Raw genomic sequence first — 21,900 nt, forward strand, 5'->3', positions numbered from 1 at the left:
TCCGGCCGGGCCCGGCGGTGCGCGTGAGCGCGCCCGTCCCCTTCCGGGTGGGCCTCACCGGCACGGTGGCGGCGGGGAAGAGCGCCGTGGCCCGCCGGCTGGCCGCGTTCGGCGCCACCGTCATCGACTCCGACGAACTCGCCCGCGAAGTCGTGCGGCCGGGCTCGCCGGCCTTCCGGCAGATCCGCGACGCGTTCGGCGAAGGCGTGATCGGCCCCGATGGGGCCATCGACCGCGCGGCGCTCGCGGGGGCGGTCTTCGGCGACGACGAGGCGCGGGCGCGTCTCGAGCGCATCTCCCACGCGGGCATCCACGAACTGCGAGCCCGTCGCGTGGCGGAGGCGACGGCGGCCGGCGAGCGCGTGATCGTGGAGGAGATCCCGCTCCTGTTCGAGGTCGGCCTGGAGGGCGACTACGACATGATCGTGGCGGTCGACGCGCCGGCGGAAGCGCGCCAGGCGCGGGCGCGGCGTTCGCGGGGCTGGAGCCCCGAGCGCTTCGCGTCCGTCGATGCGGCCCAGCTCCCGGCCTCCGAGAAACGGCGGCGGGCGGACCGCATGCTCGACAACGCGGGCGATCCGGAGCGGCTCGACCAGGCGGCCCGGGAGCTGTGGGAGGGCATCCTGGCGGCGGCCCGGGCCCGGGCCGGGGCCGCCGCCGCGGGGGCGGAAGACGATGTCTGACGGCCGCCTCGTCGTGCCCCGGATGTCTTCCACGCGGGCCGCCGCTCTCCAGGCGGTTCGGAGCCGCCTGCACGAGGCGTCGTCCGTCGTGCTGACGACGCACGTGAACCCGGACGGCGACGGCATCGGAAGCATGGTGGCGCTGGCGTCACGGCTCCTGCGGCGTGGTGCGGAAGTCGCGATCGTCACACCGAGCCCTCCCCCGCGTTCCCTCCGCTTCCTCCTCACGGAAGTGCCGGCGTTTGTGGAGCGGGACCCCGCCGCCGCGGATACGCTGAACCGGGCCGACTGCCTGGCCATCCTCGACACGGCCGAGCCGAAGCGCCTCGGCCGCCTGCCGGGGTACGCCGCCCGAGTCGGGGGCGTCCTCATCGACCATCACCCGCCCTCCGGAGCCGCCCTCGCGGACCCCGCGATTCGCGACCCGTCGGCGTGCGCCACGGGGGAACTGATCTTCGATCTGTTGTCGTTCGATGAAGACCCGCTCACCCTCCGCGAGGCGGAGGGCCTGTACGTGGCCATCACGACGGACACCGGTTCCTTCCGTTTCTCGAACACGAGCCCCCGCGCCCATGCCATCGCGAGCGTGCTGCTCGGGGCGGGGGTGGACTCGGGGGCGATGTATCGCGCCCTGTACGGCGTCTACACCCGCGGGAAGCTCGGGCTGCTGCGACTCGGTCTCGAGCGGCTCGAGGTCGACCCCCGCGCGCCGATCGCCTGGATCGCCCTCGATCACCGGGCGCTCTCGAGGGTCGGGGCGCGCGGCGAGGACATGGAGGGCCTGGTCGAGTTTCCGCGCCGCCTCGAGGGGATCGAGGTCGGGCTCTTCTTCCGCGGTCTGGCCCCCGACCGGACGAAAGTGTCGCTGCGTTCCAATGGAAGCGTGAATGTGTCCGGCGTGGCGCAACTCCTGGGGGGTGGAGGGCACACGAAGGCGTCCGGCGCGATCATCGAACTCGATCTGGAACAGGCGGTCCGGGTCGTGCTGGATGCGTTGCGTCCGCTCGTGGAGGCGGCCACCGAGCCGGAGTCGCCCTCGCCGCACTGACGGGGGTCGATTGCCTCCGGAAGGGCGTCGTCCGTATGTTCGCGGCGTGCCGTTTGCGTCCGGGAGACCCGTTGGGGGTCTCCTGAGAGGGGTTCTGGTGGTGGAGGTGAGATGGACGCGAAGGTAGGGAAGCACATGCCCGGCCCCCACAACGGGGCGCTCGATCCCCGGTCCCGGACGGCCCGTCTCGGAGACCTGAGCCGGCGGGTTCCCCCGCCGAGCATCGGCGATATCTGGCTTTTCCCGCCGCTCCCCCAGCTTGAGGATTCGTCCGAGTTTCTCCTCTTCACGCGTATCCTCGAGGACGGAAAGCGGGCGCTCTACAGCGCGCGCATGGTCCCGGCCAACGGGACGGCGGCCCATCAGGTGGTGGTGGAGCACGGCCGCGCGCCCGCCGACCGCGTCCCGAATCTCGTCGCCGGTCTCCAGCGGCGGCTGAGGCAGCCGACGCCGGCCCGACATGTGTCGATCGACGGCGACGACGAGCGCTGGGAGACCTTCCTCGAGCAGTACCGGGAGACCGACGCGGCCGATTGATCGCCGTCGACAGGGGCATTAGCTTCGAGGGTGATCGGCGGATCGCCCCCGGGGTCGGTCCGCCTCCTGATTCTCTGGACGGCGGGATATCGCAGTGAACCCTTTGGACGCGCCGACTCGCGAGATGACGCCGGAAGAGTTGCGTCGCGCTCTGGAAGCCCGGGGACACCGGTTTACGGCCCAGCGCGCCGCGGTGTACCGCGTCCTCTCGGGGACGACGGCGCATCCGACGGCGGACGATGTCTTCACCTGCGTCCGGGAACATATCCCCGACATCAGCCTCGCCACGGTGTACAAGGCGCTCGAGGCGTTCGTCACCTGCGGGGTCGCGCGCAAGCTCTCGCTCGGCGCCGGTCCGGCGCGGTACGACGGCCGCACCGACGAACACGAGCACATCCGCTGCCTCTCGTGCGGGCGCGTGCAGGACATCGAGGGTCTGCGCCCCCGCGACTGGATGCAGGGTCTGTCCGAGATGACGCCCTTTGACGTCGTCGGCTATCGTCTCGAGCTGGAGGGCTACTGCCCCGACTGCCTCCACTGACCGGAACGGATCTGCCCGCCGCCCTCGCCAGGCACGAGTGGACCGACCGGCACAACTTCCTCGACCTCCCGCCCTCCCTCTCCGGATGGGACGCGTCCGCCGTCATCATCCTGCCCGTCCCGTACGAAGCCACGACGAGCTGGGGGACCGGTACGCGGGAAGGCCCGGCGGCGATCATCGAGGCCTCCCGCTACATCGAGTGGTACGACGAGGAACTCGATTCCGAGCCGTACGAAGTCGGCGTCTGCACGCTCCCCTCGATCGACCTGGGTACGGAGGGGCCCGAGCTGGCGGTGGCGAGGCTCCGCGCCCTGTACGACGACCTCCTCGAGGCCGCCGGGGACCGCTTCGTCATCGGGCTGGGCGGAGAACACTCCATCTCGAGTGCGCCGGCCACGGCCTGGCTGGACCGGCTCGGCGGCGACGTGACGATCCTCCAGTTCGACGCCCATACCGATCTCAGGGATCGCCACCACGGCTCGCTGTGGAACCATGCCTGCGTGATGCGGCGCGTGCTGGAACGAAGCGCGAACATCGTATCGGTCGGAATCCGGGCGCTCACCCTGGAGGAGCGCGACATCATCCGCGACCGCGGACTCGAGGTCGTCTTCGCGCACGAGATGCGGCGTCCGGGGTGGGTCGAGCGGGCGCTCCGGGCGCTGGGGGAGAACGTCTACATCACGTTCGACGTGGATTTCTTCGACCCGTCGCTCATGCCGGCCACGGGCACGCCCGAGCCGGGCGGGGGCGGGTGGTGGGACGCTCTCGATCTCCTCTCCCGGGTCTTCCGTGAGCGCAACGTGGTGGGGGCCGACCTCGTCGAACTCGCGCCGCGCCGCGGCGAGGAGGCCTCGGCCTTCACGGCCGCGAAGCTCGCCTACAAGATGATCGGGTTCCGGGCCGCGCGAGGCTGAGTCAGGCGCCCGCGACGCGGCGCCGCTCGAGGCTCTCGAGTTCCTCCTCCACGAGCTGGCGCCGGAGCAACCGGGCGTAGGTGCCCTCGGCCGCGATGAGATCCTCGTGCACGCCGCGTTCCACGAGCCGTCCATCGTCGAGGACGAGAATCAGGTCGGCGGTACGGACCGCGGATACCCGGTGCGACACGATGATCGACGTCCGTCCGGACATATAGTCGCGCAGCGCCTCCAGGATCGCCGTCTCCGTCTCCGAGTCCACGGCCGAGAGGGCGTCGTCGAGGATCAGGATCGGCGCGTCGCGGTGGACCGCGCGGGCCAGCGTGGCGCGCTGTTTCTGCCCCCCCGAGAGGTTGATGCCGCGCTCGCCCAGACGGGTGTCGATCCCGGTGGGGAGGACGGCGAGCGTCTTCTCGAGCTGCGAGACGGCGAGCGCGCTCCGGAGTTCGTCGGTGAGCGGCGCCCCCGCCGCCTCCTCGCCCTGGCGCAGTTCGATGTTCGTCCTCAGCCGCATGCTGAAGAGGAAGGGTTCCTGCGGGACGAAGGCGATCGCGTCCCGGAGCGCCTCGAGCCGGATCTGCCGGATGTCCGTGCCGTCCACGCGGATCGTGCCCTCGGTCACGTCGTAGAGGCGAGGGATGAGCGCGGCCAGCGTCGACTTCCCGCTCGCCGTGGCCCCCACGATGGCGACCGTCTGGCCGGGTTCAATGCGGAACGAGAGGTGGTGGAGGATGTCGCGCGCTCCGCCTGGATACCCGAAGGAGACGTCATCGAACTCCACCGCGCCGCGCGGAGCGGGGAAGGCGACCGGCGTCTCCGGGTCGCGGATCCCGGGCGTGATCCCGAGCAGTTCGTTGAGCCGCCCCATCGACGCGGCCCCGCGCTGGAAGAGGTTGGTCACCCAGCCGAGCGCGATCATCGGCCACATGAGCAGCGTGAGGTAGAAGGAGAAGGCGACGAAATCGCCGAGGCTGATCGCCCCCCGCAGTACCTGTCCGCCGCCGAACCAGAGCACGACGACGGCGCCGATGCCCGTGAAGAACATGAGCGAGGGATGGAACAGCCCCCACACGCGGGCGATGCTGAGGTTGAGCGACTTGTAGTGCCGGTTCAGGGCCTCGAAACGGTGTGCCTGCGCGTCTTCGCGCACGTACGCCTTCACGATGCGGGCCCCGGCGAGGTTCTCCTGCGCGAAGTTGGACAGCTCCGAGAACTGGGCCTGGATCTTCTCGAAGCGCTGATGGATCTGCCGGCCGAAGATGAACACGACGGGGGGGAGGACGGCCATCGGGATCATCGCCCATAGCGTCAGCATTGGGTCGATCCAGATCATCAGCCCCAGGGCCAGCGTGGCGACGGTGGCGGTGTTGACCGCGTACATGATCGCGGGGCCGGCGACCATGCGGACCGCCTGCACGTCGTTCGTGGCCCGGCTCACGAGGTCGCCGGTGCGCCACGCGTCGAAGACCTGCGGCGGGAGACGCATGAGGTGGCCGAAGAGATCCCGCCGCAGATCGGTCTCCATCCGCCGGCTGAGGCCGTTGAGTAACTTCCGCATCCAGAACCGCGTGACGCCGGCCAGCAGGGAAATCCCCGCGAGCAGCGCCGCGTAGCGCAGGATGAGTTCGGGGCGGAGTTCCTGTTCCAGGGCGTCGATGGCCATCTTGAGTATGTAGGGGGCCGCGACGGTGAACAGATTGCTGACGATGACGAGGAGAAGCCCGGCCGAGATTCCCAACCGGTACGGGCGGAAGTAGGGTAGCAGCGTTCGAAGGGATTTCAAGGCATCTCCGGTGGACCGGCCGAGCGGACACGGCGGATGGCGGCGGTCGGCCGGCACGCCGTCGAACGTACGCGCGCGCCGGGGGCCGTACAATGACAGAAAGGAAGCCTGATGACTGCAAAACGAGGCATTGAACGCCTCGTCGCGTCTGGCGCGGCGGCGCTCGCGACGATCGCTCTCGCGGCGGGTTGCGCGCCGGAGATCGTGCCCGATCGGGCGCGGACGGAAGGGGATGCGGGGGAGAACCCGCCCCCGACGTCGCCCGTGCGGCGGGCTCCGGCCGCGCCGGATACCGAGACGACGGAAGGTGGAGCGCCCGCCGAGGGCGGGAACGAGGCCGAGGTCTCCTTCACGATGGTCCAGGTCAGAGCCGGTGCCGAGTTCGAGATCGAACTCATCGATCCGATCCGCGTGGGTGAACAACGCCCCGGGGACCGTTTCAGGGCCGGGGTGATCCGGCCGCTGATCGAGAACAACATGGTTCTCGTGCCTCTGAACTCGCTCGTCGGGGGCGCGATCACCGCGATGGAGATATCGGCCGACGGGGGTGAAGCGATGGTCAAGCTCCGCTTCGTCAACGTGCTCTTCAACGGGCGGGAGTGGCCGATATCGGCGTCGGTCGTCGCGATCGATCCCGCCGGGTTGGGCGCGTGGGCCGACGAGGCGGCGACGGAGCCGATCCTGGGTCGCGTGATCGGGGGCGGTCGTCGGGGGTTGGTCGTCGGAGCGGCGGCCGGCGTAGCGCCGGGCACGGCGATCCTGCTGCCGGCGGGGGACGCGGCCCCGGGGCTCGAGCCCGGGGCGATCCTGAGGGTGCGGCTGGACGAACCGTTCGTGTTCGGGATCCCCGCCATGTGAGTCCGCTACTTCGCCACGGACGTCCGGACACCCACCCTGGGGCAGTCGGGCTCCAGCGGGCATTCGCCGCAGCGCGGGGTGCGGGCCAGGCAGAGCGCGCGCCCGAAAGTGATGAGGAGCATGTGCATCCGGAATCGCTCTTCGGGGGGCACCCGATCGGCCAGGATCGCGTGCGTCCGGTCGGCGGAGGCCCGCGGAGGGGCCCAGGCCAGGCGGCGGGCGATGCGCAGGACGTGCGTGTCGACGGGGAGCACCGGCCGCCGCAGCGAGAAGCAGAGCACGCAGGCGGCGGTCTTCACGCCGACGCCGCGGAAGGTCGTCAGGTAGGCGATCGCCTCGTCGTCGTCCATCTCCCCGAGGTGGTCGAGCGACAGCCGGCCGACCTCGGCGGCGAGTCGTTCGAGGGCGTGGAGGATGGCCGGCACCTTCTGGTTCGCCAGCCCCGCGACGCGGACGGCGTCCTCCAGCGCCTCCGGGCCGGCGCGCAGCACGGACTCCCAGCAGATCGAGACGGGTTGGCCCGAGTGTCCCGACGGGTCTTCGCCCCCGGGCCGCGGCTCGCGCGGGAACCGTTCGGCGAGGTTGCGCCAGGCACGGTCCCGGTTCCGGTCGGTCGTCGACTGGCTCAGGATCGTCAGGATGAGTTCGTCGAGCGGAGCGAGTTGCGGCTTGTCGGGGACGGGGAACCGTCGAGCGAGGCGCCGGAGGACGAGACCGGCCTCCGGGCCGGGAGCTGTATCCCGTGCGGAACTCACCCTGGCGCGTCCCTCCTCTCCGGGCCGTCGCGACTCCCGCGGCCACCGTGAAACTTCTAGGTTGGCCCGCAGTGTACCCTGACGCCGGATCCCCCAGCAACGAATCCCGAGGTCGGATACGTTGGATCCCCGCCTCACGGAGGCGCGCAATCCGCGCACCCGCGCGATCGATCGGGCGGTGCCGGAGGCCATCGCCTCCCAGGCGGAGGGGATCGCGCGTGTGGTGGACGACATCGTCGAGCGATGCCGCCGCGGGGGGCGCCTCGTGTACGCGGGCGCCGGGACGAGTGGCCGACTCGGGGTCCTCGACGCGGCGGAATGCCCGCCCACGTTCGGCGTCGACCCGAGCCTCGTGCGGGCGATCATCGCCGGAGGGCCGGGCGCGCTCGCGCGGAGCGCCGAGGGGGCCGAGGACTCGCGGGCGGGCGGGGCGGAAGCCGTTCGCGAGCTGGGGGTGGGGCCCGCGGATCTCGTGCTCGGGATCGCCGCCTCCGGGACGACCCCGTACGTCCTCGGGGCGCTGCGCGAGGCGGCTTCGCTCGGCGCGGGGACGGCCTTCCTCGGCTGCACGGAGCCGGCGCGGGAAGTCGCCGACCTGGTGGACCACCTCATCCTCCCGCTCGTCGGTCCCGAAGTCATCGCCGGCTCCACGCGGATGAAGGCGGGGACCGCGACGAAGCTCGTGCTGAACGCGATCACGACGGCGGCGATGGTCCGCACCGGGCGCGTGTACGAGAACCTCATGGTGGACCTGCGCGCGCGCTCCGCGAAGCTCGTCGACCGGGGGATTCGGATCTTCACGATGGTGACGGGCGCGCCGCGCGCGGAGGCCCGGCGCGCGTTGATCCGCACGGGCGGCGCCGTGAAGACGGCGCTCGCGATGCACGCGCTCGGCGTCGATCGGGCGCGCGCCGAACGGTATCTGGATTGCGTCGACGGCTTCCTCGGCCTGGCGATCGAGCGTTTCGGCGGCGGCCGGCGCCCCCGCTTTGGCGGCTACCCGCTGGCGCCGGGCTGGCCCGATGGCCCTGAACTTCTCGCCCGGCTGGGCGACGCGCCCGCCCGCCTCGCCCGGATCGGAGACGAGACGCTGACGCTGTACCAGTTCCTGCGCGGGGTCGCCCAGCACGGCGCGGCGCACGAGATGAGAATCCGGGAGCGCCTGCATCCGGCGCTGCTGGCGGGGGAGGACGCATGACGATGTGGGTGGGAGTGATGTCGGGCACGTCACTCGACGGGATCGATGTCGCGATCGTCGAAACGGAGGGGGGGCGCGAGCGGCCGCGGAACTGGCGCGTCGTCGCCTTCCGCACCGAGCCGTACGAGGCGGCGACACGGCGCGACATCGAGGCCGCGATCATCTCGGGGAGCGCCGCCTCGATCTGCAGCCTCGACTTCGAGCTCGGTGCGCGGATCGGCGCCGCGGTGCTCCGTACGCTGGCCTCGGCCTCGCTCGGACCGGGCGACATCGAAGCGATCGGGAGTCACGGACAGACCGTATGGCACGAACCCCCGACCGGGGCACGACGCGGCGCCACGCTGCAGCTGGGCCAGGCGGCCGTCATCGCGGAGTCGACGTCGTGCGAGGTCGTCTCGGACTTCAGGGTGCGCGACATGGCGGCCGGGGGAGAGGGGGCGCCGCTCACCGCTTACACCGACTGGCTTCTGCTCCGGGGCGACGAACCGCGCGCGATCCAGAACATCGGAGGGATCGGAAACGTGACCGCGCTCCCGGCGGCGTCGAGCGACGATCCGCCCCAGGCTTATGACACGGGCCCCGGCGTCGTCCTCATCGATGGGGCGGTCGAGCGCCTGACCGGCGGCGCGTCCCGCTTCGACCTGGATGGAGGGCTGGCCCGCCGCGGCGTTGTGAGCGAGGCGGCGCTCTCGGAGTGGCTCGCCGACCCCTTCTTCTCTCAACCGCCTCCGCGGTCGACGGGCCGCGAGCGCTTCTCGCGCGCACGGCTGCTCGAGTGGCTGGACCGGCACGCCGCGCTCTCCCCCGAGGATGCGGTCGCGACGCTCACCGAACTGACCGCGCGCACGATCGCAGACGCACATCGCTGGCTCGAAGGGAGGCCGGCGGCGTGCTATCTGTGCGGCGGCGGAGCCCGGAACCCGGTCCTCGCCGGGCGGCTCGAACGGCTCCTGTCGCCGCTGCCCGTCCGCGACCTGTCGGTGCTCGGCCTCGATCCGGACGCCCGGGAGGCTGTCGCCTTCGCGCTCCTCGCGCGGCAGCATGTGCTGGGGTTTCCCGCCAACGCCCCGTGGGCGACGGGCGCGGACGGCCCCCGCCTCCTCGGCGCGCGGACGCCCGCATGACAGGTCCCTGCGTCGATCCGGCGCGGGTCGTCATCGAAGCGCTGCGGCTCGACCGCTGGTCTCCCCGCGAGGTCGAGGCGCGGGCCGACCGGGGACTCGAACTCGGCGTGGGCGGCTTCATCCTCTTCGGTGGGGAAGCCGAGCGCGTCGGGCGTCTCGTCGAGCGGGTGCGGGAGGGTGCGGGGCGTCCGCTCTGGATCGGGGCGGACCTCGAGCGCGGCGCGGGGCAGCAACTCCGCGGCCTGACCGAGCTGCCGCCTCCGGCCGCCCTCGCGGCGCACCCGGACCCGGAAACCGCCGTCGCGCAGGCGGGTCGGACGACGGCCGAGGAGGCGCTCTCCGTCGGCATCAACTGGGTGATCGCCCCGGTCCTCGACCTCGACGTGGAGCCGGACAACCCGATCATCGCCACGCGGAGCTTCGGTTCCGATCCCCGGCGCGTCGGCGAACTGGGCGGCCGCTGGATCGACGCCTGCCAGTCCGCCGGCGCGGTGGCGTGCGCGAAGCACTTTCCCGGCCACGGCCGGACGACGGAGGATTCGCACATCGGCCTCCCCACCATCGACGCTCCCGCCCCCCTCCTCGAACAGGACCTCGCCCCGTTCGCGGCCGTCGCGGATCGGGTCGGGAGCGTCATGGCGGCTCACGTCGCCTACCCGGCGCTGGGCAGCGGGCGGGCGGCCACCGTCTCCCCCGGCATCGTGACGGGGCTGCTCCGCGGACGGCTCGGTTTCGAGGGCGTGATCTCGACCGACGCCATGATCATGGGCGGCATCGGTCGCAACGATGCGGAGGCCGCCGTCGAGGCGCTGGCCGCCGGCTGTGACCTCATGTGCTACCCCGCGGACGCGGGGGCGACGATCGAGGCGCTCGGGCGGGCGGCTGTCGATGACCCCGCCCTCGCGACCCGGCTGGCGGACGCCGTCGGCCGCGCGGGCCGCGCCGGTCACGCCTTTCGGTCCGCCGCGCCGGCGTCCCGCGGTGATCTTGAGCCGGTGGCCTTCGCGTGCGACACGATCGTCGGTGACCCCGAGGCCGTATCCGGCTGGAGCCCAGGTGCGACGACCCGGGTGGTCGGCGTCTCGGACGACCCGGAGGTGGGGCCGCCGGCGGGGCGCGCGGGCGCCCTGGGCGCGATCGTCTCGGATGAACTGCGCGCGGCGGGGTGGCGGATCCGCGATGCCTCCGAGGCGGAGCAGTGCATCGTCGTACTCGCCGCGACCCCCCGCGGCTGGAAGGGCCGCGGCGCGCCGTCCGCCGGAGTCCTTCGCGAGGCGCGGGTCGCCGTACAGGCCGCGGCGCGGGGACTCGTCGTGCTGCTCGGCCACGCGCGCTGGCTCCCGTCGCTGGGTGCGCCGGGAATCTGTGCCTGGTCCACCGAGACGGTGATGGAGCGGGCCGCCGCCGCCTGGCTCCGCGCCGCGGTCCCCGCCGTCTCGGGCCGACCCGCGGGGAGCGGTCGCTGAGTCCCGTCGACTGGTGGGTCGTGGGGAGCTACCTCGCCCTCACGTTCGGGGTCGGGCTGTGGCTGTCACGGCGGTCGCGCGGCAGCGTCGTCGACTTCTTCGTAGGCGGGCGCGCCCTCCCCTGGTGGCTGGCGGGGACCTCGATGGCCGCGACCACCTTCTCCGTCGACACCCCGCTCTACGTCTCCGCCCTCATCTCCAGGCGGGGTATCGCGGGCAACTGGGAGTGGTGGTCCTTCGGTCTCTCCCACCACCTCCTCCTCTACCTCTTCGCCCGCATGTGGCGCCGCGCCGAGGTGGTGACGGATGTGGAACTGACGGAACTCCGGTACGGGGGACGACCGGCCGCGGTCCTGCGGGCTACGCGCGCCTTCCTGTTCGCGGTCCCCATCAACTGCATCTCGATCGGCTTCGTCATGCTCGCGATGCGCAAGGTCGTCGAGGCGCTCGGACTCCTCCCCGATCTCTCCGGATGGATGCCGGGAGACGAGCGGCTGTGGGCCGTCGTGGCGCTCTCCATCTTCGTCCTCGCCTATGCGGGCATCGCCGGGCTGTGGGGGGTGGTCGCGACGGATTTCTTTCAGTTCTTCCTCGCCCTCCTCGGCGCCATCCTCGTGGCCGCCTTCGCGCTTGCCGAGATCGGAGGCGTGGCCGAACTCAAGCTGCGCCTGGCCGCGGCGGGGCGAAGCGACATCCTCCAGATGACGCCTCCGCCCGGCTCCGAATCCCTCCCGTTCGGCACCTTCCTGGCCTATCTCGGGATCCAGTGGTGAGCCTTCCGGCGCTCCGACGGCGGCGGCGAGTTCGTCCAGCGTCTCCTCGCCTGCCGCTCCGAAGCCGACGCGGAGCGGGCCGCGTGGCTGTTCGTGTGGCTGCACTACGTGATCCGGGCCTGGCCGTGGGTGCTCGTCGGGCTCGTCGCGGTGGTCGTACTCCCGGACCTCGCCGATCCCGACCTCGGCTACCCGATCCTCATGCTGCGCTACCTTCCCGCCGGCCTGCTGGGACTCGTCGTGGCCTCCTTCTTCGCCGCCTTCATGTCCACCGTCTCGACACAGATCAATTGGGGCGCGAGCTATCTGGTGAACGACCTCTACGGACGCTTCATCGCCCCCGAAGCGTCCTCCGCCCGACTCGTATGGCTGGGGCGCCTCGGCTCGGCCTTCATCGTCGCGGCGGCCACGACCGCCGCCTTCTTCGCGAACGACATCGGAGCGCTGTTCCGCTTCATGATCGCCATCGGCACCGGGCCCGGGGCGGTGCTGACCCTGCGCTGGTTCTGGTGGCGGGTGAACGCCTGGGCCGAACTCGCCTCCATGCTGGCGGGGTTCGCGATCGCGCTCTGCTCGTACCTTCCCGCCTTCGGCGCGATGGAGTTCGGCACGCGGCTCGCGGTGACCGCCTTCGGGTCGGCCGCGGTATGGCTTCCGGTGATGTGGTTCACGCGCCCCGAGGAGCCGGCGACGCTGCTCGCCTTCTACCGGCGGGTTCGCCCGGCGGGGCCGGGCTGGCGTGCGATCCGGGCTCGCGCGGGGGTCGAGCCGGATCTCCCCCTCGGCACGGCGCTCCTGCGCACGGCCGCCGCCACGCTCCTCCTGTTCGGCACGATGTTCGCCCTCGGAGGAGCCCTGCTGCTGGAGCCGGGAGGGGCCGCCCTCGCCGCCGGCGTGGCGGGATTCGGCGGAGCCTGCCTCTGGACTCTCCACCGCCGTTCGCGGCTTGACCACTAGATATGGTGTCGTTATGCTGTCGGAGCCCCCACATATAGCGGTGTGTGTCGAAAAACCGGGGGTTTTCTTGTGGAAAAGCTGTGGAGTTGTGGGAAACGACGGGCCTCGCCTCCACAAGCGATGAGGCACTCGAATCCGATTCGTCGCGGGGTGGCGGGCACCTCGCGGGGCAAGGCTCGACCGGCCTAGGCCGGCATTCGACTCGCGCGGTCGTCGGGTCCCGGCCGAAGCCGGTCTTGCGGATGGGTCGGCCTCGGAAGCTGTGAGAACAGGGAAACGAGGAAAACGATGAATCCACCGGAGGTGGCGGTGCGGACGGGCGTGCCGGCGCAGGCGTCGGCGCAGGCGGATGGGACGAGAGGATCCGACGCTACGCCGACCGGACTCGCCGAGCCCCGGCTCACGGACAACGCTCGCACGGTCCTCGCGCGACGGTATCTGAAGAAGGATGACAGCGGGGATCCGGTGGAGGAGCCGTGCGATCTCTTCTGGCGGGTGGCCCATGTCATCGCGTCGCAGGACGGCCGCTACGGCGTCGCGGATGAAGCGATCCGGGAGCGCGCCGAGCGCTTCTACCACCTGATGGCCGACGGCATCTTCGAGCCGAACAGCCCCACACTCATGAACGCCGGGCGTCCGCTCGGCCAGCTCTCGGCGTGCTTCGTGCTCCCCGTCCCGGACAGTCTCGACGGGATCTACGAGACGCTCCGCGACATGGCGCTCATCCATCAGAGCGGGGGCGGCACGGGCTTCGGATTCAGCCGCCTGCGCCCCATGGGGGACGTGGTCAAGTCGACCATGGGCGTGGCGAGCGGCCCGGTCAGCTTCATGGAGGTGTACGACGCGTCGACCGAGGCCGTGAAACAGGGCGGCACGCGACGCGGTGCGAACATGGGAATCCTGCGGGTCGATCACCCGGACATCCGCCACTTCATCGACTGCAAGTCGGACAAGACCCGGATCACGAACTTCAACATCTCCGTCGGCGTCACGGACGCCTTCATGACGGCGGTCCGCACGGGTGCGGATTACAACCTCGTGAGCCCGCGCACCGGCGAGGTGGTGGACCGGCTGAACGCCGAAGAGGTGTTCTCGAAGGTCATCGCCGGCGCATGGCGGAACGGCGAGCCCGGCGTCTTCTTCGTCGACGAAGCGAACCGTTACAACCCGGTGCCTCACCTCGGCGACTACGAGGCGACGAACCCGTGCGGGGAGCAGCCGCTCCTGGCCTACGACGTGTGCAACCTGGGTTCGATCAACGCCGGCTACTTCGTAGACGATGAAGGGCAGGTCGACTGGAACGCGCTCGGCGGTGCGGTGCACGAGTCGACGCGCTTCCTCGACAACGTCATCGACGCCAACCGGTATCCGCTCGCGAAGATCGATGACCTGTCGCACGGCATCCGCCGGATCGGTCTCGGGATCATGGGCTGGGCCGACATGCTGGTGCGGATCGGCGAACCCTACGGTTCGGAGCGCTCCGTCGAACTGGCGCGGGAGGTGATGCGCTTCGTCGATGAGGAGTCGAAGTGCGAGTCCGAGCGGCTCGCGGCCGAGCGCGGCGTCTTCCCCGAGTGGGAGCAGTCCATCTGGGGTCCCGACGAGGCGTGCTCGCGCGACGCGGACGGCCGGCGGATCCGCCCCGAGCGCCGGCTTCGCAACTGCAACCTGACCACGATCGCCCCCACGGGGACCATTTCGATCATCGCGGGGTGTTCAAGCGGCATTGAGCCGCTGTTTGCCGTCGCGTTCATGAGAAACCAGGCCGGCGTGCTGATGCCGGACGTCAATCCAGACTTCGTGCGCCGTGCGAGGGAAGAGGGATGGTACTCGGAGGAGTTGATGCGACGCATCGCCGACGAGGGCCATATCCACTTCGAGGAAGTGCCGGGGGATGTACAGGGGACCTTCGTCACGGCGCACGATGTCATACCGGAACAGCACATCCGGATGCAGGCGGCTTTCCAGGAACATTGCGATTCGGCGATCTCGAAGACGTGCAACTTTCCGACCGCGGCCACGCAGGAAGATGTGCGGGAGATCTACGAGCTGGCGCACGCACTGCGCTGCAAGGGCGTGACCGTGTATCGCGACGGGTCACGCGACGAACAGGTGCTCTCCACCGGCCGGACCGCGAAGGAGGTCCAGCGCCAGACGAGCGAGAGCGGCTCGGCGGTGGCGGCCGATGGCGTCACGCTCGACGCCGTGGACCTCGATCCGCAGGTCGCCGGAGAACTCGCGGCTTCGATCTCCCGCCTCGCCGCCCTTGAGGCCCAGAACCGGGAACTCGAGGCGCACAACCGGGAACTCGAGCAGACGGTCGAGGAGAAGAAGCGCCGGATCACCGAACTCGAGGGTTCGAGGATGCGCCGCGTGGCGATGCGGCAACGCCCGGCCGTGCTCCGGGGCCACACGCGCCAGATCGCGTCCCCGCTCGGAGCGATGTACGTCACCATCAACGAGGACGACCAGGGACGGCCGTTCGAGGTGTTCGTCGCGCTCGGCAAGACGGGCGGGGCCGCGATGGCGGACGCGGAAGCGATCGGTCGGTTGTGCTCGCTGGCGCTGCGCTCCGGCATCCGCCTCGGCGACGTGCACAAGCAGCTGCGCGGAATCTCTTCCGACCGGGCGGTCGGCATTGGACCGAGGAAGGTCCTCTCCGGCCCCGACGCGATCGCTCAGGTGATCGAGCGCTACCTCGAGGAGAAGGAAGGCATCCAGCAGGCGCTCCCGATCGAGGAGGTCGAGACCGCCAGGAAAAGGAACGCCAACGGCGGCGCGCAGACGGCGGAGCGCCCCGTGATCGAGCGCTACCAGGAGTCGGCGGCCCGGATGTTCCTCGGCGTGTGCTCGGAATGCGGCAGCAGCCTGGCGTTCGAGGAGGGCTGCGCGAAGTGCTACGCTTGCGGCCACAGCGAGTGCGGATGACCGTTCGGCTGTAGATTCACCGGGACGGGGAGCGCTCCTTCCGCTCCCGTCTCCGGAGCGCCGCGATGGTGCCCCGCGACGCACGAACTCCATCGCTGCGGGGGAGCCGCTTGAACACACCCTCCACGTCACGTCGCGCGACGACACCGGTCGATATCGGAGGCGTTCCCGTGGGTGCGCCCCACCCCATCGTCGTCCAGTCGATGACGAACACCGATACCGCGGATGTGGACGCCACCGCACGGCAGGTCCGGGAGCTGCACGAGGCGGGCTCGGAGATCGTCCGCATCACCGTGAACACGCCGCGCGCGGCCGCGGCCGTACCGCGGATCGCGGAGCGTCTCGCCGACCGCGGCGTCGATGTCCCGCTGGTCGGCGACTTCCACTTCAATGGTCACATCCTGCTGCCCGGCCATCCCGGCTGCGCCCGCGCCCTCGCCAAGTTCCGCATCAATCCCGGCAACGTGGGACGGAAGCGCCGGGACCAGCAGTTCGCGACGATCGTCCGCTGCGCGATCGAGCATGACAAGCCGGTGCGGATCGGGGTCAACTGGGGGTCGCTGGACCCGATCCTCCTGACCCGCCTCATGGACGAGAACGCGGTGCGGGACGAGCCGCGCGATGCCCACCGCGTGACGCTCGATGCCATCATCGAGAGCGCCCTCCGCTCGGCCGAAGCCGCCGAAGCCCTCGGCCTCGCACCGGATTGCATCGTCCTCAGCGCGAAGGTGTCGCGCGTACCGGACCTCGTGGCGGTGTACCGCGAACTCGCGTCACGCTGCGACTACCCCCTGCATCTCGGGCTCACCGAAGCGGGCATGGGGCGCAAGGGGACGGTCGCCTCCTCGGCCGCGCTCGCGATCCTCCTCTCGGAGGGGATCGGCGATACGATCCGCGTGTCGCTCACGCCCGAGCCCGGCGCCGACCGCGCGGAGGAGGTGCGAATCGCGCAGCAGCTCCTGCAATCGCTGGAGCTGCGGAGCTTCAAGCCCCAGGTGACGGCGTGCCCGGGCTGCGGCCGCACGACGAGCACCTTCTTCCAGCAACTGGCGCTCGATGTGGAGCAGCACATCGCGGACCGTCTCGCGGCGTGGCGCGACCGGTATCCAGGCGTCGAGGAGCTTTCGGTGGCCGTGATGGGGTGTGTCGTGAACGGGCCGGGCGAGTCGAAGCACGCGGACCTCGGGATCTCGCTGCCGGGCGTCGCCGAGGCGCCGACCGCGCCCGTCTACATGGACGGCGAGCATCATTCGACGCTGCGCGGCGAGGGAATCGTGGACGAGTTTCTACAGATTCTCGACGGGTACGTAGAGCGGCGGTTCGCCGAGTGACCCGTGAGGGAGGCTTGCCGGGGGGCGGTCGGGGAGGCTAGGCCCGGGCCTTCTGGCGGCGCCGACGGCGCCGTCGGCGTCGCTCCGCAGCCTTCATCTTACGACGGCGGGCCTCGCTCGGCTTCTCGTAGAACCGGTGCTTCTTGATGTCACGGAAGATCCCGGCCCGCTGGACCTTTCGGCGGAACTTCCGCAGTGCGCGGTCGAGTTCTTCGTTGTCGCGTAGCGTATACTGCAAGTGTGCTCCTCCTCCCCGGCAGGGTTAGCCCCCAATTCTAGCGACCCGCGCGAAGGCGCGTCAAATATTCCGCCGGGACGGGGAGAACCCCGGCGATCCCCGGCGGGGCCAGCGCCAGGGAGAAAGGGCGCTCGAGATTTGCATCGAGAGCCGGTCACGGCCTATAGTGTGTTCAGGAAGCCCGGGGACCGTGTGGCTGGGGTGGGGAGAATCGAGAAGATTGTCCATGCCTTCCGGCAACACGGTCTTTTGCGTCTCTGACTTCGACGTAAGGAGACTGGATATGGCACCTCGGCTTGCCATCTCTTCGGACGGCACCTTCGAGGTTGAAGGGCACGCCTACCTGATCCCCTCCGAGTTCTCCGCCCGCGAAGTCTACAGTTACCGCCGACTCATAGAGCCGATCCCGGACATCCCCGGGGGCACCAGCCTCAATCCGGAACAACGCCGGCGGCAGCGCGCTTACTTTCTCCGACGGGCCGCTGCCTGTATCATCCCCGGCTTGCAGGTGAAGTCCCTCGAGGGGCTCCCGCTCGGCCAACTGCAGAACATGCACGAGTGGATCGTAGCCCACCGACCTAACCTCTCGGAGGTCGCCCGACTGCCTGGATAGGACCGTGGCCTCCCACCTGATCTGGGCCGCGGATGAGCGCAGGGTTCCGAAGAGCGAAGATCGTCAGCACGATCGGCCCCGCTTCGTGGGACCGGGACGTGCTGTACCCGTTGATCGAAGCCGGCACGGACGCGATCCGCCTCAACTTCACGCACCTGCCGACTTCTCGTGCGGGCGAGGTCGTCCGGAAGGTCTCGGAGGCGGCGCGGGATGTCGGACGCCCCGTCGCCATCATCGGCGACCTCGGGGGCCCCAAGATCCGGGTCGGAGATCTCCCCGGCGGCCGTCTCGAAATCGAGCCTGAAGAGACCTACTGGTTTTTCCCCCAGGGTAAGGATCCCCCTGAGCAAAGTCCGCCCGGCCGGCGGATTCCCACCACCTACCCGGAGTTGTCCGAGGAGGTGGAGCCCGGGATTCGCATCCTCCTCGACGATGGCCACTTCGAGTTCGTGGTGAAGGAGGTGTCCGACGACGACCCGTCCTGGGTCTCGGCGCGGGCCTTCAGCGTCGGCGTCCTCAACTCCCAGAAGGGGATCAACCTGCCCGGCGTACGCGTCGGCGCCCCGGCCCTGACGGAGAAGGATCTCGCGGACATCGAATTCTCGGTCGAACACATGCTCGACTACCTCGCGCTGAGCTTCGTGCGCAGGCCCGAGGATCTCGAGACCACACGCCGGAAGATGGACCGCGGGTGCCTGCTCATCGCGAAGATCGAGAAGTCGCAGGCGCTCGAGAATCTCGCGGAAATCCTGCCCCTGAGCGACGCGGTGATGGTTGCCCGGGGCGACCTCGGCGTCGAACTGCCGTACGAGGAAGTCCCCATGATCCAGAAGCGGATCATTCGGCTCGCCCAGGAGCGCGCCCGACCGGTGATCACGGCCACGCAGATGCTGGAATCGATGATCGAGAGCCCCCGCCCCACACGGGCGGAAGTCTCCGATGTCGCGAACGCGCTGCTGGATGGGACCGATGCGGTGATGCTCTCCGCGGAGACGGCGATGGGTGGGTATCCGGTCGAGGCGGTGCGCACCATGGACCGGGTCATCCGGCGCATCGAGCACGAACGCCTGGGGCGGACGGGCCAGGCCGGGAAGCACGTTCAGGGCCTCTCGCAGATCCAGCAGACGACCTCGGGGGCGATCGCCGCGTCGTCGCTGATCGCGGTCGAGCGCGTCGACTCCCCGTTCATCGTCACCTTCACGCAGAGCGGCTATACGGCCCGGATCGTGTCGGCGCAGCGGCCATCCGTCCCCATCCTCGCGATCACCGACCAGTGGAGGACCTACAACCAGCTGGCACTGGTCTGGGGCGTGCAGCCGGTGATGTTCCACGGAGGCATCAGCTACTCCAGCATGCTGGACAAGGCGCGGCATGAGGCTCTCGAACTCGGCATGGGCGAGCCGGGCCAGCGCTTCGTGGTGACGGCCGGCGTGCCGTTTCACGTCCCCGGCACGACGAACATGATGCGCGTCGAAGAGTTGTGATCCGCCCCTTCCGGCGCTGACGGCCGACCGTGAGAGTCCGATTCCTCGGAACCGGTACTTCGTTCGGAGTCCCGGTGATCGGCTGCCGCTGCGCCACCTGTCGATCCCGGGACCCGCGGGACAGCCGGACGCGTCACGGCCTCCTCATCGAAGAAGGGAAGGCCCGCCTCCTCGTGGACACGCCTCCCGAGCTTCGGCTGCAGCTCCTTGGCGCGAAGGTCGACCGGATCGACGCCGTGTTCCTCTCGCACGAGCACGCGGACCACACGCACGGGATCGACGACCTGCGCATCTTCTCTCTGCGCCGGGGCGGCCCGATCCCCCTCTACGTGGCGCGGGAGTTCGAGTCCGCGATCCGGCGGCGCTTCTCGTATATCTGGGGCGGCGGCAGGGCGCAGCCCGGATCGGCGGTGCCGCAACTCGACCTCAGGACCTTCGAGGACCGCGAGGTGATCGCGCCGGCCGGGCTCGAGTTGCGGGTCGTCGCCCTCCCGCACGGCGTGTACCGGAGCTACGGCTTCCGCGCGGGAGGGCTCGGCGTGCTCGTCGATGCGAAATCGATTCCGGAGGATGCCGTCGAGGTCTTCGCGGGCGTGGACGTCCTCATCATGAACGCACTCTGGTTCGGGGACCCGCACCCCGGACACTTTTCGATCGAGGAGGCGGTCGCCACCGCGCGGCGACTGGGGGCGGGGCGGACGTACCTCACGCACATCGCGCACCGAACGACCCACGCCGAGATCGTGCGCCGCGTGCCACCGGGCATCGAACCCGCCCATGACGGACTGGTGGTGGAGTTTTGAACCAGCGACGGGTCCGGAATTTCTCCATCATCGCCCACATCGACCACGGAAAGTCGACGCTGGCGGACCGGCTGCTCGAGCGCACGGGCGCCGTGGACCCCCGAAGGATGCGGAAGCAGGTCCTCGATTCCATGGAGCTGGAGCGCGAACGCGGGATCACGATCAAGCTCAACGCCATCCGCATGTCCTATCGGCACCCCGACGGGGAGGAGTATCAACTCAACCTCATCGACACGCCGGGCCACGTCGACTTCACCTACGAGGTGAGCCGGAGCCTGGCCGCGTGCGAGGGCGCTCTGCTCGTCGTCGACGCGACGCAGGGCATCGAGGCGCAGACGCTCGCGAACCTCTTCCTGGCCGTCGAAGCGGGCCTCGAGGTGGTTCCCGTGATCAACAAGATCGATCTCCCGGCGGCCGATCCGGAGCGGGTGAGCGAGGAAGTGTCGGAGTTGCTCGGGATCGATCCCGCCGCGGCGATCCACGCCTCGGCGAAGGAGGGGGAGGGGATCGACGCGGTCCTCGAAGCCATCGTCGAGCGAGTGCCGCCTCCGGGGGGAGATCCGGACGCACCGCTCAGAGCACTGATCTTCGACTCGCAGTACGACCGCTACCGCGGAGCGATGCCCATCCTGCGCGTGGTCGACGGCCACCTCCGCGAGGGCATGCGCATCGGGTTCGGGCGGCACGACGCGGTGTACGAGGTCGACGAGGTCGGCTTCATGAGCCTCGGCTTCGAGCCGACCGGCGCCCTCGGCTGCGGCGAGGTGGGTTATCTCACGGCGCAGATCAAGAACGTGGGGCACACCCGGGTGGGGGACACGGTCCTCGACGCCGACGACCGGGCTCCGGAAGTCCTCCCCGGCTACCGCGAGGCGAAGCCGATGGTGTTCGCGGGGCTCTACCCGACGGACTCGGACGACTTCGAGGAACTGCGGGAGGCGCTCGAGAAGCTCCAGCTGAACGACGCCAGCCTCCACTACGAACCCGAGACATCGGGGGCGCTCGGGTTCGGTTTCCGCTGCGGCTTCCTCGGACTCCTCCACATGGAGATCGTGCAGCAGAGGCTGGAGCGCGAGTTCGACGTCGATCTCATCACGACGCTGCCCAGCGTCGAGTATGAACTGACCCTCACGAACGGAGACGAGATCCGGCTCGAGAACCCGTCGAAGATGCCCGAGCGCGTTCACATCGCCGAGGTCCGGGAGCCGTTCGTCCAGATCCGGGTCGTGTCGCCGGCGGATTACATCGGGGCGATTCAGAGGATCTGCCACAACCGCCGCGGCCGGTACGTCAACCTCCAATACCTGGACCCCACCCGGGTGGAGATCGCCTATTCGATGCCGCTCGGCGAAATCGTGCTGGACTTCTACGACAAGCTGAAGTCCGTGTCGCGCGGGTATGCGTCGCTCGACTACGACATGTCCGGACACGAGCCGTCGGACCTCGTGAAGCTGGACATCCTGCTCAACGGTGACCCGGTGGACGCCCTGAGCGTCATCGTCCACCGGAGCCGGGCCCACGAGTTCGGGCAGAAGATGGCCCGCAAGCTCAAGGAACTCATCCCCCGGCAACTCTTCGACGTGGCGATTCAGGCGGCGATCGGGCGGGACGTGATCGCGCGGACGACGGTGAAGGCGTTGCGGAAGAACGTGACCGCCAAGTGCTACGGCGGCGACATCACGCGCAAGCGGAAACTCCTCGAGAAGCAGCGGGAGGGGAAGCGGCGCATGAAGCAGGTGGGTAGCGTCGAAGTGCCCCAGGAGGCCTTCCTCGCCGTGCTGCAGGTCGAGGGCGACTGACAGCCGCGGGCACCGCGATCTGCGGCCGCGAAGCGTCGGTCTTTTGGAGGGGGCCGGCCCGGCGGTC

Annotated in this window: 19 protein-coding genes and 1 pseudogene; 17 read left to right on the top strand and 3 right to left on the bottom strand. The window is 70.0% G+C overall.

The window, feature by feature from the left end:
- Positions 1 to 23 precede the first annotated feature (23 nt).
- The 5 genes from coaE to speB all read left to right on the top strand — a co-directional run bounded on the left by coaE (position 24) and on the right by speB (position 3,723).
- On the top strand, positions 24 to 683 hold the full coding sequence (gene coaE, locus ACOOHF_RS11280; RefSeq protein ID WP_419934949.1) for a dephospho-CoA kinase: 660 nt from the start codon (positions 24 to 26) through the stop codon (positions 681 to 683).
- Positions 676 to 1,731 carry a DHH family phosphoesterase gene (locus tag ACOOHF_RS11285; protein WP_420461774.1) on the top strand — a complete coding sequence of 352 codons (1,056 nt, stop codon included), beginning with the start codon at positions 676 to 678 and terminating at the stop codon, positions 1,729 to 1,731. The genes coaE and ACOOHF_RS11285 overlap by 8 nt, the downstream gene beginning before the upstream one ends.
- A gap of 111 nt (positions 1,732 to 1,842) precedes the next feature.
- Positions 1,843 to 2,268, top strand: coding sequence for a hypothetical protein (locus tag ACOOHF_RS11290; RefSeq protein WP_419934951.1), 426 nt, complete (start codon positions 1,843 to 1,845; stop codon positions 2,266 to 2,268).
- A 94-nt stretch (positions 2,269 to 2,362) separates the two neighbouring features.
- Positions 2,363 to 2,809 (top strand): Fur family transcriptional regulator, encoded by a 447-nt coding sequence (locus tag ACOOHF_RS11295; protein WP_419934952.1) that lies wholly within the window; start codon positions 2,363 to 2,365, stop codon positions 2,807 to 2,809.
- Positions 2,810 to 2,820: 11 nt separating this feature from the next.
- Positions 2,821 to 3,723, top strand: a complete 903-nt coding sequence (gene speB / locus ACOOHF_RS11300) for an agmatinase (protein WP_420464364.1) — start codon at positions 2,821 to 2,823, stop codon at positions 3,721 to 3,723.
- A gap of 1 nt (position 3,724) precedes the next feature.
- Here speB and ACOOHF_RS11305 read toward each other — a convergent pair whose 3' ends face one another.
- A complete protein-coding gene (locus tag ACOOHF_RS11305) occupies positions 3,725 to 5,506 on the bottom strand; it encodes an ABC transporter ATP-binding protein (RefSeq protein ID WP_420461775.1) in 1,782 nt (593 codons plus the stop codon).
- Between the two features lie 111 nt (positions 5,507 to 5,617).
- Here ACOOHF_RS11305 and ACOOHF_RS11310 point away from each other — a divergent pair, with 111 nt between their 5' ends.
- Positions 5,618 to 6,364 (top strand): hypothetical protein, encoded by a 747-nt coding sequence (locus ACOOHF_RS11310; protein WP_420461776.1) that lies wholly within the window; start codon positions 5,618 to 5,620, stop codon positions 6,362 to 6,364.
- A 5-nt stretch (positions 6,365 to 6,369) separates the two neighbouring features.
- Here ACOOHF_RS11310 and ACOOHF_RS11315 read toward each other — a convergent pair whose 3' ends face one another.
- Complete coding sequence (locus tag ACOOHF_RS11315; protein WP_420461777.1) at positions 6,370 to 7,119, bottom strand: endonuclease III domain-containing protein; 750 nt, start codon at positions 7,117 to 7,119, stop codon at positions 6,370 to 6,372.
- Between the two features lie 103 nt (positions 7,120 to 7,222).
- Here ACOOHF_RS11315 and murQ point away from each other — a divergent pair.
- The 7 genes and pseudogenes from murQ to ispG all read left to right on the top strand — a co-directional run.
- Positions 7,223 to 8,083, top strand: a pseudogene (gene murQ, locus ACOOHF_RS11320) (N-acetylmuramic acid 6-phosphate etherase); the annotation flags it as partial.
- Between the two features lie 230 nt (positions 8,084 to 8,313).
- On the top strand, positions 8,314 to 9,441 hold the full coding sequence (locus ACOOHF_RS11325; RefSeq protein ID WP_420461778.1) for an anhydro-N-acetylmuramic acid kinase: 1,128 nt from the start codon (positions 8,314 to 8,316) through the stop codon (positions 9,439 to 9,441).
- Positions 9,438 to 10,907 carry a glycoside hydrolase family 3 N-terminal domain-containing protein gene (locus ACOOHF_RS11330; protein WP_420461779.1) on the top strand — a complete coding sequence of 490 codons (1,470 nt, stop codon included), beginning with the start codon at positions 9,438 to 9,440 and terminating at the stop codon, positions 10,905 to 10,907. The genes ACOOHF_RS11325 and ACOOHF_RS11330 overlap by 4 nt, the downstream gene beginning before the upstream one ends.
- 20 nt (positions 10,908 to 10,927) lie before the next feature.
- Positions 10,928 to 11,680: a sodium:solute symporter family transporter gene (locus tag ACOOHF_RS11335; RefSeq protein WP_420461780.1), complete on the top strand. Its 753-nt coding sequence runs from the start codon at positions 10,928 to 10,930 to the stop codon at positions 11,678 to 11,680.
- 93 nt (positions 11,681 to 11,773) lie between these two features.
- Positions 11,774 to 12,637 (top strand): sodium:solute symporter family transporter, encoded by an 864-nt coding sequence (locus ACOOHF_RS11340; protein WP_420461781.1) that lies wholly within the window; start codon positions 11,774 to 11,776, stop codon positions 12,635 to 12,637.
- 288 nt (positions 12,638 to 12,925) lie between these two features.
- Positions 12,926 to 15,565 (top strand): vitamin B12-dependent ribonucleotide reductase, encoded by a 2,640-nt coding sequence (locus ACOOHF_RS11345; RefSeq protein ID WP_420461782.1) that lies wholly within the window; start codon positions 12,926 to 12,928, stop codon positions 15,563 to 15,565.
- A 65-nt stretch (positions 15,566 to 15,630) separates the two neighbouring features.
- Entirely contained in the window at positions 15,631 to 16,896 is a 1,266-nt protein-coding gene (ispG, locus tag ACOOHF_RS11350) for a flavodoxin-dependent (E)-4-hydroxy-3-methylbut-2-enyl-diphosphate synthase (RefSeq protein ID WP_419934961.1), read from the top strand.
- Positions 16,897 to 16,933: 37 nt separating this feature from the next.
- On the opposite strand, the gene rpsU is transcribed toward ispG, so the two are convergent.
- Positions 16,934 to 17,134, bottom strand: a complete 201-nt coding sequence (rpsU, locus tag ACOOHF_RS11355) for a 30S ribosomal protein S21 (RefSeq protein WP_419934962.1) — start codon at positions 17,132 to 17,134, stop codon at positions 16,934 to 16,936.
- A 283-nt stretch (positions 17,135 to 17,417) separates the two neighbouring features.
- On the opposite strand from rpsU, the gene ACOOHF_RS11360 reads away from it, so the two are divergent.
- The 4 genes from ACOOHF_RS11360 (at position 17,418) to lepA (ending at position 21,833) form a co-directional block, all read left to right on the top strand.
- On the top strand, positions 17,418 to 17,747 hold the full coding sequence (locus ACOOHF_RS11360; protein WP_419934963.1) for a hypothetical protein: 330 nt from the start codon (positions 17,418 to 17,420) through the stop codon (positions 17,745 to 17,747).
- A gap of 32 nt (positions 17,748 to 17,779) precedes the next feature.
- Positions 17,780 to 19,231, top strand: coding sequence for a pyruvate kinase (gene pyk / locus ACOOHF_RS11365; RefSeq protein WP_420461783.1), 1,452 nt, complete (start codon positions 17,780 to 17,782; stop codon positions 19,229 to 19,231).
- Between the two features lie 74 nt (positions 19,232 to 19,305).
- A complete protein-coding gene (locus ACOOHF_RS11370) occupies positions 19,306 to 20,034 on the top strand; it encodes an MBL fold metallo-hydrolase (protein ID WP_420461784.1) in 729 nt (242 codons plus the stop codon).
- On the top strand, positions 20,031 to 21,833 hold the full coding sequence (gene lepA, locus ACOOHF_RS11375) for a translation elongation factor 4 (protein ID WP_419934966.1): 1,803 nt from the start codon (positions 20,031 to 20,033) through the stop codon (positions 21,831 to 21,833). The genes ACOOHF_RS11370 and lepA overlap by 4 nt, the downstream gene beginning before the upstream one ends.
- Positions 21,834 to 21,900: the final 67 nt, after the last annotated feature.

The sequence above is a fragment of the Candidatus Palauibacter sp. genome (genome assembly GCF_965216145.1).
Lineage (GTDB): Bacteria > Gemmatimonadota > Gemmatimonadetes > Palauibacterales > Palauibacteraceae > Palauibacter.